Origin of the sequence: Modestobacter caceresii, assembly GCF_000761485.1 — a bacterium.
In the GTDB taxonomy this organism is placed as follows: domain Bacteria; phylum Actinomycetota; class Actinomycetes; order Mycobacteriales; family Geodermatophilaceae; genus Modestobacter; species Modestobacter caceresii.
The window spans coordinates 1-12226 of sequence record NZ_JPMX01000114.1 but is presented as its reverse complement, the minus strand read 5'-3'; the positions used below and the strand labels follow the sequence as shown (position 1 = coordinate 12226).

11 protein-coding genes and 3 pseudogenes are annotated in these 12226 nt (G+C 74.6%); 9 read left to right on the top strand and 5 right to left on the bottom strand.

Going from position 1 to position 12226, the window contains the following annotated elements:
- The 3 genes from IN07_RS20455 to IN07_RS20445 all read right to left on the bottom strand — a co-directional run.
- A partial coding sequence (locus tag IN07_RS20455) for a [protein-PII] uridylyltransferase family protein (RefSeq protein ID WP_036339877.1) occupies positions 1-892 on the bottom strand: 892 nt, incomplete at its 3' end.
- A 94-nt stretch (positions 893-986) separates the two neighbouring features.
- Positions 987-1325: a P-II family nitrogen regulator gene (locus IN07_RS20450; protein WP_012950005.1), complete on the bottom strand. Its 339-nt coding sequence runs from the start codon at positions 1323-1325 to the stop codon at positions 987-989.
- Positions 1322-2671 (bottom strand): ammonium transporter, encoded by a 1350-nt coding sequence (locus tag IN07_RS20445; protein ID WP_036339792.1) that lies wholly within the window; start codon positions 2669-2671, stop codon positions 1322-1324. The genes IN07_RS20450 and IN07_RS20445 overlap by 4 nt, the downstream gene beginning before the upstream one ends.
- Positions 2672-3049: 378 nt before the next feature.
- Here IN07_RS20445 and IN07_RS20440 point away from each other — a divergent pair, with 378 nt between their 5' ends.
- From IN07_RS20440 to IN07_RS20415, 7 genes and pseudogenes are all read left to right on the top strand, one after another.
- The gene (locus IN07_RS20440) at positions 3050-3760 is read left to right on the top strand and encodes an energy-coupling factor ABC transporter permease (protein ID WP_036339789.1); all 711 of its coding nucleotides are present in this window, start codon (positions 3050-3052) and stop codon (positions 3758-3760) included.
- A complete protein-coding gene (locus IN07_RS25985; protein ID WP_052091570.1) occupies positions 3757-4092 on the top strand; it encodes a PDGLE domain-containing protein in 336 nt (111 codons plus the stop codon). The genes IN07_RS20440 and IN07_RS25985 overlap by 4 nt, the downstream gene beginning before the upstream one ends.
- Before the next feature lies 1 nt (position 4093).
- A complete protein-coding gene (gene cbiQ, locus IN07_RS20430; RefSeq protein WP_036339783.1) occupies positions 4094-4876 on the top strand; it encodes a cobalt ECF transporter T component CbiQ in 783 nt (260 codons plus the stop codon).
- The gene (locus IN07_RS20425) at positions 4873-5622 is read left to right on the top strand and encodes an energy-coupling factor ABC transporter ATP-binding protein (RefSeq protein WP_036339780.1); all 750 of its coding nucleotides are present in this window, start codon (positions 4873-4875) and stop codon (positions 5620-5622) included. Before cbiQ ends, IN07_RS20425 begins: the two co-directional genes overlap by 4 nt.
- Before the next feature lie 13 nt (positions 5623-5635).
- Positions 5636-6031, top strand: a pseudogene (locus tag IN07_RS27005) (PAS domain-containing protein); the annotation flags it as partial.
- Positions 5947-6603: pseudogene (locus IN07_RS27000) on the top strand (hypothetical protein); the annotation flags it as partial. The pseudogenes IN07_RS27005 and IN07_RS27000, both read left to right, overlap by 85 nt.
- A 210-nt stretch (positions 6604-6813) precedes the next feature.
- Positions 6814-7431, top strand: coding sequence for a PP2C family protein-serine/threonine phosphatase (locus IN07_RS20415; RefSeq protein ID WP_052091568.1), 618 nt, complete (start codon positions 6814-6816; stop codon positions 7429-7431).
- Between the two features lie 42 nt (positions 7432-7473).
- Here IN07_RS20415 and ftsY read toward each other — a convergent pair whose 3' ends face one another.
- Complete coding sequence (ftsY, locus tag IN07_RS20410) at positions 7474-8676, bottom strand: signal recognition particle-docking protein FtsY (RefSeq protein WP_036339777.1); 1203 nt, start codon at positions 8674-8676, stop codon at positions 7474-7476.
- A gap of 39 nt (positions 8677-8715) precedes the next feature.
- Between ftsY and IN07_RS20405 the strand changes: the two genes are divergently transcribed.
- Positions 8716-10377 (top strand): alkaline phosphatase D family protein, encoded by a 1662-nt coding sequence (locus tag IN07_RS20405; protein ID WP_036339775.1) that lies wholly within the window; start codon positions 8716-8718, stop codon positions 10375-10377.
- Positions 10374-11138, top strand: coding sequence for an endonuclease/exonuclease/phosphatase family protein (locus IN07_RS20400; protein WP_036339772.1), 765 nt, complete (start codon positions 10374-10376; stop codon positions 11136-11138). The genes IN07_RS20405 and IN07_RS20400 overlap by 4 nt, the downstream gene beginning before the upstream one ends.
- Here the strand turns inward: IN07_RS20400 and IN07_RS20395 are convergent.
- Positions 11139-12226, bottom strand: a pseudogene (locus IN07_RS20395) (chromosome segregation protein SMC); the annotation flags it as partial.

The following is a 12226-nucleotide window of genomic DNA, read 5'->3' as shown; positions in this document are numbered from 1 at the left end:
GCTCGCGCCGCACCCGCCGGTAGCGGGCCCGTGGCCGCCGCACCAGCGAGGCGTCGACCCGCCGCCAGGTCTCGTCGGCGACGAAGGCCAGCCGGCGCCCGGCCAGGCTCACCCGGCGCAGCAGGACGTCGTCGTCGGCCAGCCCGAGCGCCTGGGCGACCGCAGCCTGCTCCTGGCGGACCAGGGCGTCGCCGGCGCGCCCGGTGCTGCGTCGCAGGGCGTCCCGCACGTCGAGCAGGAAGTCGTAGGCCTCCCCCGCGTCGGCCGGTGGCTCGTCGGCCAGCTGGGCCGCGGCCAGGGCCCGCAGCACCTGGCCCTCACGCAGTCCGCCGTAGGCCTCCTTGAGGTCGGGCTCCAGCAGGAACCCCAGCTCACCGACCAGCCGGCTCCGCTCCCGGCGCAGGTCGCGCAGCTGGGGCAGCAGCCGGCCGGCGTGCTGCCGCCAGGAGCCCAGCGTCGCCGTCCGCAGGGCCGCGGTGACCTCCGGGTCGCCGGCCACGTGGCGCGCGTCGAGCAGGCCGAGGCCCGCCTTGACGTCCTCGGCGGCCACGGAGACGGCCTCGGAGACCGTCCGCACGGAGTGGTCCAGCCGCACCCCGGCGTCCCAGATCGGGTACCAGAGGGCGTCGGCGAGCGCCGCGATCTCGGCCCGGCCGTCGTGCACGAGGACCAGGTCCAGGTCGCCGTGCGGTGGCAGCTCCCGGCGGCCGAGGCTGCCCACGGCCACCAGCGCGACGCCGGTCCCCGCCGGCTCGGCCGGTGGGCCGCCCCGGCGGCGGGGAGCCCGGGGGGTGCCGGCGAGCGCCTCGGTCAGCAGGCCGACCAGCCAGTCGTCGAACGCCTGCACCCGCTCGGTGCGGGGCAGGGCGGTGAGCGTCGCGAGGTCGAGCACGGGCACCTCTCGGTCGTCCAGCGGGGGAGACGGCGTCGGCCGGGGCAGCGGGTCTCCCCGCTACCCCGGCCGACGTCAGGTCACCGGACCGGCCTCAGAGCGCGTCAGCTCCGCGCTCACCGGTGCGGACCCGGACGATCTCGTCGATCGTGGTCACCCACACCTTGCCGTCACCGATCTGCCCGGTGGACGCCGCCTCGACGATCGCGTCGACCACCCGGGCCGCCTCGATCTCGCCGACGACGACCTCGATGCGCACCTTCGGGACGAAGTCCACCTGGTACTCCGCGCCGCGGTAGACCTCGGTGTGGCCGCGCTGGCGGCCGAACCCCTGCACCTCGCTGACGGTCAGACCGGCGATGCCGATCAGCTCGAGTGCGTTCTTGACGTCGTCGAGCTTGAACGGCTTGACGATCGCGGTGACGAGCTTCATGCCCGGCTCCCTTCCGTGTTGCGCGCCTCGGCGCGTGCCTGCCCAGCCAGGGGCGCGGTGCTGCCACCGCCGCCCAGGGAGGCGAAGTCGTACCCGGACTCAGCGTGCACGACCGTGTCGATGCCGGTCACCTCGTCCTCCTCGGTGAGCCGGAAGCCCATCGTCTTCTGGATCAGGAAGCCGATGACCAGGGTGAGGACGAAGGTGTAGGCGAGCACCGCAGCGGCACCGACGACCTGGCGCCAGAGCTGGTCGACCCCTCCACCGTAGAAGAGCCCGTCCACGCCGGCCGGAGCAGCTGCCGTGCCGACGAAGCCGACCAGGATGGTGCCGACCAGGCCACCGACCAGGTGGACGCCGACGACGTCGAGCGAGTCGTCGTAGCCGAACCGGAACTTCAGCCCGACGGCGAGGGCACAGAGCGCACCCGCGACGGCCCCGATGACGATCGCGCCGATCGGCGAGACCGCCGAGCAGGCCGGGGTGATGGCGACCAGGCCCGCCACGACGCCGGAGGCGCCGCCCAGCGAGGTCGAGTGACCGTCGCGCATCTTCTCCACCAGCAGCCAGGCCAGCGTCGCGGCACCGGTGGCGACCAGGGTGTTCACCCAGGCGACGGCGGCGGTGTTGTTGGCGGCGAGGGCGGAGCCGGCGTTGAACCCGAACCACCCGAACCACAGCAGGCCGGCGCCGATCATCACCAGCGGCAGGTTGTGCGGCCGCATCGCGTCCCGGCCGAAACCGCGGCGCTTGCCCAGCACCAGGGCGAGTGCCAGGCCGGCCGCACCGGCGTTGATGTGCACCGCGGTGCCGCCGGCGAAGTCGATCGCGGCCAGCTCGTTGGCGATCCAGCCACCGGTGTGGGTGACCACGCCGTCGTCGTCGGTGAGGGTGAAGTCGAAGACCCAGTGCGCGACCGGGAAGTAGACGACGGTCGCCCAGATGCCGGCGAAGACCATCCAGGAGCCGAACCTCGCCCGGTCGGCGATTGCGCCGGAGATCAGCGCGACGGTGATGATGGCGAAGACGGCCTGGAAGCCGACGAACGCCATGGCCGGCAGACCGCCCTCCTCGGTCGTGAGGTCCTCCATCAGGCCGGCCAGACCGAAGAACTCGGCCGGGTCGCCGAGCAGACCGAAGCCGACGTCGTCACCGAAGGCGAAGGAGTAGCCGTAGAGGACCCACAGCACGCTGATCAGGGCCAGCGCGCCGAAGCTCATCATCATCATGTTCAGCACGCTCTTCGCGCGGACCATGCCGCCGTAGAAGAGCGCGAGGCCTGGGGTCATCAGCAGCACGAGGGCAGCGCTGGTGAGGATCCAGGCGGTGTCGCCGGTGTTGACCACGGCAACCTCCTGAGGGTGTCGTCGGCCATCGGCCGCAAGCGGGGACCCCGAGGGGCCTCGGGCGAGCCACCGCCCCGGGAGGCGGTGCGGAGGAGACGGTGCCGCCACCGTGTTTCCGACGACGGCGCGGACGTGTTTCGCCACGGTGAACTCCGCAGCGCGTGTCGCCCGGTCGTGTTCCGGACGTGTTGCCGGCGCCCCATCCGCCCCCGCGGTGTGTCGGTCGGCGTGCGCTCGGTCACGTCACCGCCCGTTCACCGGGCCTTCTTGCGAACCCTGTGCAGCTGCCAACAAGGTGCAATAAGCTCCCCTGGCGTACGACCGCGGGCACCCGTCACCGGCCGCACAGCTCAGCAACCCGAGGTCCCGGAGGTCCGTGTGCACGTCCCCGATGGCTTTCTCGACGCCACGACCAGCACCGGCACCGCCGTGGTCGCCGCCGCCGGCGTCGCCCTGGCCCTGCGCGGTGCGCGCCGCGAACTGGACGAGCGCACCGCCCCGATGGCCGGGCTCACCGCTGCCTTCGTGTTCGCGGTGCAGATGATGAACTTCCCGGTCGCTTTCGGCACCAGCGGTCACCTGATGGGCGGCGCGCTCACCGCGATCCTGGTCGGCCCCTGGACGGCGGTGTTGTGCCTGACCGTCGTCCTGATGGTCCAGGCCCTGGTCTTCGCCGACGGCGGCCTCACCGCCCTGGGCACGAACGTCACCCTGATCGGCCTGGTGGCGATCGCCGTCGGGTACGGCGTCTTCCGTGCGCTGCGGGCCGTGCTGCCGGCCACCCGCACCGGGCTGCTCACCTCGGCCGGGGTCGGTGCCTTCCTCTCGGTGCCCGCCGCAGCCCTGGTCTTCGTCCTGCTGTTCGGCCTCGGGGGCGTCGCCGACGTCGCGCTGGGGTCGGTGGGGATCGCGATGGTCGGCGTGCACCTGCTGATCGGCCTGGGCGAGGCGGTCATCACCGTCGCCGTCCTCGGGGCGGTGCTCCGCGTCCGCCCGGACCTGGTCCGCGGCGCCCGGCACCTGCGGCGGGCCAGTGCGCTCGCCCCCCGCCCGAGCCTGGCCGGCGCGACCGCGGTGGACGTGCGATGACCCGCACCCGCACCTTCGTGCTGATCGGTGTGCTCGTCGCACTCGTCATCGCCGGCGTGGGCAGCTGGTACGCCAGCTCCGCACCGGACGGGCTGGAGGCGACCGCCGAGGAACAGGGCTTCGCTTCCACCGCTCGGGACAGCGCGGCCGCCGACTCGCCGCTGGCCGACTACGCCGTGGCCGCGATCGGCGACGACCGGCTCTCCGGCGGCCTGGCCGGGGTGATCGGCGTGCTGCTGGTGCTGGCGCTGGCCGGCGGCCTCACCCTGCTGGTGCGCCGGCGCCCGACCGAGGACGCCACCGCTCCCCCGGCCGACGCCCGCCAGCACTGAGATGGGCGCAGGACACGGCGGCGGGCTGTCCGCGGCGTACGTACCCGGCGACAGCCCGGTGCACCGGCTGGCGCCGCACACCAAGCTCGTCGCCGTCCTCGCCTTCGCCCTGGTCGTGGTGGCCACCCCGGTGGGCGCCGGCTGGGCTGCCGTCGCCTACGCCGGGTTCCTGCTCCTGCTGCTGACGGTCGCCGCGGTGGCCCGGGTGCGGCCGGGCCGGCTGCTGCGGGGCCTGGTGGTGGAGGTGCCCTTCGTCCTCTTCGCCGTCCTCCTGCCGTTCGTGTCCCGCGGCCCACGCACCGACGTGCTCGGGCTGTCGCTGTCCGAGAGCGGCCTGGCCGCCGGCGGCAGCATCCTCGCCAAGGCGACCCTGTCGGTGCTGGCCGCGACCCTGCTGGCGGCCACCACCGACGCCCGGGCCCTGCTGCGCGGGCTGGAGCGGCTGCGGCTGCCCACGGTGCTGGTCCAGATCCTCAGCTTCATGATCAGGTACACCGACGTCGTCGGTGGCGAGCTGCGCCGGATGCGGGTGGCCCGGGAGTCCCGCGGGTTCCGGGGCCGCCACCTCGGGGCCCTCAAGGTCCTCGGCCCGGCCGCCGGCTCGCTGTTCATCCGCTCCTACGAGCGCGGCGAGCGGGTGCACCTGGCGATGCTGTCCCGGGGCTACACCGGGCGGCTGCCCGGCGGGCCGGTCGCGGTCGTCGGCGGGCGCGCCTGGGCGACCGCGCTCAGCCTCCCCCTGGCTGCGGTCGCCGTGCTGGCGGCGGGTTCACTCTTGGGGTGAGCACCTCCGCCCCCTCGTTGCTCGTCGACGACCTGGCGTTCGCCTACCCCGACGGGCACCAGGCGCTCTACGGCGTGGACCTGCGGCTGGAGCCCGGCGAGCGGGTCGCGCTGCTGGGGCCCAACGGGGCGGGCAAGACGACGCTGGTGCTGCACCTCAACGGCATCCTGCGCGGCGGCCGCGGCCGGGTGGAGGTCGCCGGGCTGCCGGTCGAGGACCGCAACCTGCAGGAGGTCCGGCGCCGGGTGGGGATCGTCTTCCAGGACCCGGACGACCAGCTGTTCATGCCCACGGTCGGCGAGGACGTCGCCTTCGGCCCCCGCAACCTCGGCCTGCCCGAACCCGAGGTCGCCCGGCGGGTGGCCGACGCCCTGGCCGCGGTCGACATGGCCGACGCCGCCGACCGGGCGCCCCACCACCTCTCCTTCGGCCAGCGCCGGCGGGTCGCCGTCGCGACGGTGCTGTCGATGCAGCCCGAGGTGCTGGTGCTCGACGAGCCCAGCAGCAACCTCGACCCGGCCGGCCGGCGCGAGCTCGCCGAGGTCCTCCAGGCGCTGCCCATCACGCTGCTGATGGTCACCCACGACCTGCCCTACGCCCTCCAGCTCTGCCCCCGGTCGGTCGTGCTGGACGGCGGGGTGGTGGTCGCCGACGGCCCGACCCGCGAGCTGCTGGCCGACCCGGGGCTGCTGGCTGCACACCGGCTCGAACTGCCCTTCGGCTTCGACCCCCGCGCCGTCGGCTGACGGGCGGTCACCGATGCCCGAGACGTCCCGCGACCTGCCGGTGCCCGACTTCGCCAAGGTCTTCGACGAGGCCCCCGCGCCGTTCCTGCTGCTCACCCCGGACCTGGTCATCGTGCACGCGAACCGGGCCCGGCTGGAGGCGACCGCGACCACCCTCGAGGACACCGTCGGCCGGCACCTGTTCGACGTCTTCCCGCGCAACCCCGCCGACCCGGCAGCCGACGGTGTGGCGAACCTGGGTGCCTCGCTGGCCGAGGCGCGGGACACCCGCCGGCCGGTCACCATGCCCATCCAGAGGTACGACATCCCGATGCCCGACGGCAGCTGGACGGAGCGCTTCTGGAGCCCGCGGAACGTGCCGATCGTGGACGACGACGGGGAGGTCGTCCTGCTGCTGCACCGCGCGGACGACGTCACCGAGTACATCCAGGACCGGGACGAGGCCCGCCGGGCGGCCGCCCGCGGCCAGGTCCGGGTGGAGCAGGTGGAGAGCGACCTCTTCGCCCGCACCCGGGAGCTCGAGCAGTACAACGCCGCGCTCCAGCTCAGCAGCGAGCGGGAGCGGCGCGCCGCCCGCTCCCTCGCCGGGCTGGCGAGGACCGTCTCCGCCCTGGCCACCGCCGAGACGACGGAGGGGCTGCTGCACCTGTTGTTCGAGCAGGGCAGGTCGGCGCTGGGTGCCAGTGCCGCCTCGGTGGTCCTGCACACGCCCGACGGGCAGGGCCTGACCCTCACCGAGGACCGCGGCAGCCGGCTGCTCTCCGCGGACGTCCCGCCGGACTCACCGTTGCCGATGGCCCGCGCCGCGGTGCACGGCGAGCAGGTGCTCATCGAGGACACCGAGACCGACCGGCCCCAGCACCCGGACGCCGTCCGCCTCCTCCAGGCCTGGGCACCCGCTCGTGGGCCGCCCTGCCACTGCGGTCGGGCGGACGACTGCTGGGCTCCTGGACGATCGGCTGGGCCGACCCCCGGGAGTTCGACGACGACGACGTCCGGGTGCTGGAGGCCCACGCGGCCCAGTGCGCTCAGGCGGTCGAGCGGGTGGCCCGGCTGGAGACCGAGCGCCGGCGGGCGACGGCGACCCGCAGTCTGGCGGAGGCCCTCCAGCGGTCGCTGCTCACCGCTCCCCCGCAGCCGGCCGGCCTGCGCATCGCGGTGCGCTACCGACCCGCGGCGCAGGAGGCGCAGGTGGGCGGCGACTGGTACGACGCCTTCCTCACCCCCGGCGGCGCCACCACCCTGGTCGTCGGCGACGTCACCGGCCACGACCGGACCGCGGCGGCCGTGATGGCCCAGCTGCGCAACCTGCTGCGGGGCATCGCCCACTCCCTGGACGCGCCACCGGCCCCGGTGCTGACCGCCCTGGACCGCGCCCAGCAGGGCCTCGGGGTGACCACGCTGGTCACCGCGGTGCTCGCCCGGGTCGAGCAGGAGCCCGGCACTGGGGCGCGCCGGCTCCGCTGGTCCAACGCGGGACACCCACCGCCGCTGATCGTGCGGGCGGACGGGACGCCGGAGCTGCTGGAGCGACCGCACGACCTGCTGCTGGGCGTGGACCCCGACCGGCTCCGCACCGAGCACGTCGTCGAACTCCACCCCGGCGACACCGTCCTGCTCTACACCGACGGCCTGGTGGAGCACCGCCGGTCGACGCTGGACGACGGCCTGGCCCGCCTGGTCGCCGTTGGGCACGAACTGGCCGGCCGGCCGGTCGAGGAGCTGTGCGATGCGCTGCTGACCCGGATGGCCCCCGAGCACGCCGACGACGTCGCGCTGCTCGCCCTGCGCGTCGACCCCGCCGGCTGAGCCCGCTCCTCGGTCGCTGGCTCTCCCTGCGGTGCTCCCCCGTCAGGCGTTCCCGACGAGCGCCTCGGCGAACGCCTCCGGCTCGAACGGCGCCAGGTCGTCGGGGCCCTCGCCCAGCCCGATCAGCTTCACCGGGATGCCCAGCTCACGCTGCACGGCCACCACGATGCCGCCCTTGGCGGTGCCGTCGAGCTTGGTGAGGACGACGCCGGTGACCTCGACCGCCTCGGTGAACACCCGGGCCTGCACCACCCCGTTCTGGCCGGTGGTGGCGTCGAGCACCAGCAGCACCTCGTCGACCGGCCCGTGCTTCTCCACCACCCGCTTGACCTTGCCGAGCTCGTCCATCAGGCCGGACTTGGTGTGCAGCCGCCCGGCGGTGTCGACCAGGACGGCGTCCACCTCGGCCTCGGTACCGGTGCGGACGGCCTCGAAGGCGACCGAGGCCGGGTCCCCGCCCTCGCGACCGCGGACGGTGAGCACCCCGACCCGCTCGCCCCAGGTCTCCAGCTGGTCGGCGGCAGCCGCGCGGAAGGTGTCCGCGGCACCGAGGACGACGCTCTTGCCGTCGCCCACCAGCACCCGGGCGATCTTGCCGACCGTCGTCGTCTTCCCGGCGCCGTTCACCCCGACGACCAGCACCACGGCGGGGCGCCCGTCGTGCCGGGACGTGCGCAGGGTGCGGTCCAGGTCCGGGCCCAGGACGGCGACGAGCTCCTGCACCACGAGGTCGCGCAGCTGCGTGCCCGAGGCGGTGGCCAGCACCAGTGTCTGGGTGCGCAGCCGGTTCACGATCTGGGTGGTGGCGGCGACGCCGACGTCGGCGGCCAGGAGCGTCTCCTCGACCTCCTCCCAGTCGTCCTCGGTGAGCTTCTCCCGGGCCAGCACGGTGAGCAGGCCGCGGCCCAGCGACGACTGCGAACGGGCCAGCCGGGAGCGCAGCCGGATCAGCCGGCCGGCCGAGGGGGGCGGGGTCTCGAAGACCAGGCCGGGCTCCGGCTCCGCCGGCGGCAGTTCCACGGCGGCGTCCGGCTCGGCCCGCGCGGGAGCCGGAGGTCCGGTGTAGAGGTCGGCCGCGGTGGCCCCCGACGTCGGGTCCGGGGCGATCGGCGGGCGGGTGAGCGTGGTGCCCCGCACGGCGTCGGAGTCCAGCCGGGTGGTGCGCCGGCCGCGGTTGACGAGCAGCCCGACCCCGGCGATGAGGGCGACGACGAGGATCGCGATCGCGATCAGCACGAACTCCATGCCCACAGTCTCCCAGGGTCATGGGGCAGGCTGTGTCGCATGCCCGAGACCGCCGGCACCCGACCGCTCCTGCTCCTCGGGCCGCTCCTGCGCCACGTCGACCCCGTGTCGGCCACCATCTGGGTGGAGACCGACCGCCCCTGCGACGTGACGGTGCTGGGCCAGCGGGCCCGCACGTTCTGCGTCAACGGCCACCACTACGCCCTCGTCGTCGTCGAGGGTCTGGAGCCGGGCAGCAGCACGCCCTACGAGGTGCACCTGGACGGCCAGCAGGTCTGGCCCGCGGCGCACTCCAGCGCCCCGCCGAGCCGGATCCGGACCACCGGGCGCCCGGGCCCCTTCCGGCTGGCCTTCGGCTCCTGCCGCTACGCCACCCCCACCTCCGTCGACGTCCGTGACGCCCTCCCGCCGGACGCGCTGGACAGCTACGCCCGCCGGCTGCTGGAGCTGCCCGAGGACCAGTGGCCCGACGCCCTGGTCCTGCTGGGCGACCAGGTGTACGCCGACGAGGTGACCCCGGCGACGAAGGAGTGGATGGCCTCCCGCCGGGACCTGTCCCAGCCGCCCGGTGCCCAGGCCGCGGACTTCGAGGAGTACAGCCGGCTCTACGCCGAGTCCTGGGGCGACCCGGAGGTCCGGTGGCTGCTGTCGACGATCCCGTCCTCGATGGTCTTCGACGACCACGAGATGATCGACGACTGGAATACCTCGGCCGCCTGGCGCGCCGAGGTCACCCCCACCGACTGGTGGCACAAGCGGATCTGCGGCGGGCTGGTCAGCTACTGGGTGTACCAGCACCTGGGCAACCTCTCGCCGAACGAGCTGGCCGAGAACGAGACCTGGCAGGCGATCCAGCAGCGAGCCGACGGCTCGGACGACGCCGGCCCGATGCTCGACGAGATGGCCCGCGCCGCCGACACGGAGCCGGAGACGGTGCGCTGGAGCTACGTGCGGCACTGGGGGTCGACCCGGCTGATCATGGTCGACACCCGCGCCGGCCGGGCGCTGGACGAGCACGACCGGAAGATCGTCGACGACTTCGAGTTCGACTGGGTCGACGCCGCGGTGCGCCGGTCGGTGGAGGACGGCGTCGAGCACCTGCTCATCGGCACCTCGCTGCCCTGGCTGCTGCCGCACTCGGTGCACGACATCGAGCGGTGGAACGAGACGCTGTCGGTGCGCCACCACGGCAAGCCGCTGGGCCGGCTGATGGAGAAGCTGCGACAGGCGGCCGACCTGGAGCACTGGGCGGCGTTCGGGCAGTCCTTCGAGCGGCTGGGGCGGACCCTGATCGCCGCGGCGCGCGGTGAGCTGGGGCAGCCGCCGGCCACCGCGCTGGTGCTGTCCGGCGACGTCCACCACGCCTACGCAGCCGAGCTGGTGAACCCCGGGGACCTGGACACCCGGGTGCACCAGCTGACCGTCTCGCCGCTGCACAACCAGGCGCCGCACGCCATCGAGATCGGCTTCAAGGTCGGCTGGAGCCGCTGGGCCAGGGCGCTGACCGGCGGGCTGCGCGCGCTGGCCCGGGTGGAGGGCAGCCCGCTGCAGTGGCGGAAGCAGGCCGGGCCGTTCTTCGGCAACGAGCTGGGCGAGCTGGTGCTGGAGGGCCGGGACGCCCGGTTCCTGCTCTGGGCGACCAGGCGCGACGACGACGGCACCGAGCACTTCACCCAGGTGCTGGACACCCGGCTGTCATGACCGCGATCCGGCTGGTCAGCTTCAACGTCCACCACGGGGTGGGCGGTGACGGGCGGCACGACCTGCCCCGGCTCGCCCAGGTGCTGGCGGCCGCGGACGCCGACGTCGTCTGCCTGCAGGAGGTCGATCGGCACTTCGGCGACCGCAGCGAGCACGTCGACCAGGCACTCCTGCTGTCCCGCGCGCTGGACATGGAGCTGGCGTGGGGCCCCTCGATCGACGAGCCGGGCAGCAGCAGCGACCGTCGGCAGTACGGCAACGCGCTGCTGTCCCGGCTGCCGCTGCTGGGCTCCGAACTGCACCGGCTGCCCGGGCAGGGGGAGCCGCGCAGTGCGCTGCGCGCGCAGGTGCAGCTGGCCGGCGGGGCGCTGTGGGTGACCACCACGCACCTGTCCAGCCGGTCGGCGGACGACCGCGCCGTGCAGGCCGCCGCGGTCGCCGGGCTGCACGCCGACCCGGGGACGGCGGCCGTGCTGGTCGGCGACCTGAACGCCGACGCCACCGCCCCGGAGCTGGCGGCGCTGCGCGAGCACCTCCGCGACGCGTGGGAGCTGGCGGCCGAGCGCAGCGACCAGGCCGGGCGGTTCTCGCTGCACGCCCACCAGGGCCTGACCCACCCGGCCCGCCGTCCGCGGGTGCGGATCGACCAGGTCTGGGTGTCGGCGGGCGTGACGGTGACCGGCGCCCGGGTGCTGGACGGCGCCGGGGCGTCGGACCACCACCCCCTGCTGGTCGAGCTGGACGTGCCGGTGACCGGCTGATCAGGAGGCCTGCAGCTCGCGCAGCCGCTGGCTGATCACCCCGGTGATGCCGTCGCCGCGCATGCTCACGCCGTAGAGGGCGTCGGCGATCTCCATGGTCCGCTTCTGGTGGGTGATCACGATCAGCTGCGAGGTGTCCCGGAGCTGCTCGATCAGGGTGAGCAGCCGGCCGAGGTTGACGTCGTCCAGCGCCGCCTCGACCTCGTCCAGCACGTAGAACGGCGAGGGCCGGGCGCGGAAGATGGCGACGAGCAGCGCCACGGCGGTCAGCGACCGCTCGCCGCCGGACAGCAGGGACAGCCGCTTCACCTTCTTGCCCGGCGGCCTGGCCTCCACCTCCACGCCGGTGGTCAGCAGATCCTCCGGGTCGGTGAGGAAGATCCGCCCCTCGCCGCCGGGGAACAGCGTGGCGAAGACCTGCTCGAACTCCCGCTGGGTGTCGGCGAAGGCCTCGGCGAACACCTGGTGGATGCGGGCGTCGACCTCGCGGACCACGGTGAGCAGGTCACGGCGGGTGGCCTTGAGGTCCTCCAGCTGGGTGGCCAGGAAGGTGTGCCGCTCCTCCAGGGCCGCGAACTCCTCCAGCGCCAACGGGTTGACCTTGCCCAGCGCGGCGAGGTCCCGCTCGGCCCGCGCCGCCCGGCGCTCCTGCGCGCTGCGGTCGTAGGGCACCGGCTGGGGCTCGGGCTCCCCCGCCGCCTCGGCTGCGGCGAGCTGCGCCTGGGTCGGGGCCACCGGTGCGGCCGGCCCGTACTCGGCGAGCAGGGTCGGCAGGTCGACGCCGTACTCCTCGGCTGCCCGGGCCTCCAGCGCCTCGATCCGCAGCCGCTGCTCGGCGCGGGCCACCTCGTCGCGGTGCACCTCGTCGGTGAGCCGGTCGAGCTCCGCGGTGTGCTCGCGCACCCGGGCCCGGACCACCAGCAGCTCGGCCTCCCGCCCGGTGCGCGCCTCGGCCAGGGCATCACGTTCGGCGGCCGCGCGGGCGAGTGACGTCGCGAGGTGGGTGAGCGCGTCCTCGGCGCCGGCCCGCACCTCCGCGGCCACCCGGGCGCCCCGCGCACGGGCGACCCGGGCGGCGGCGGCCCGCT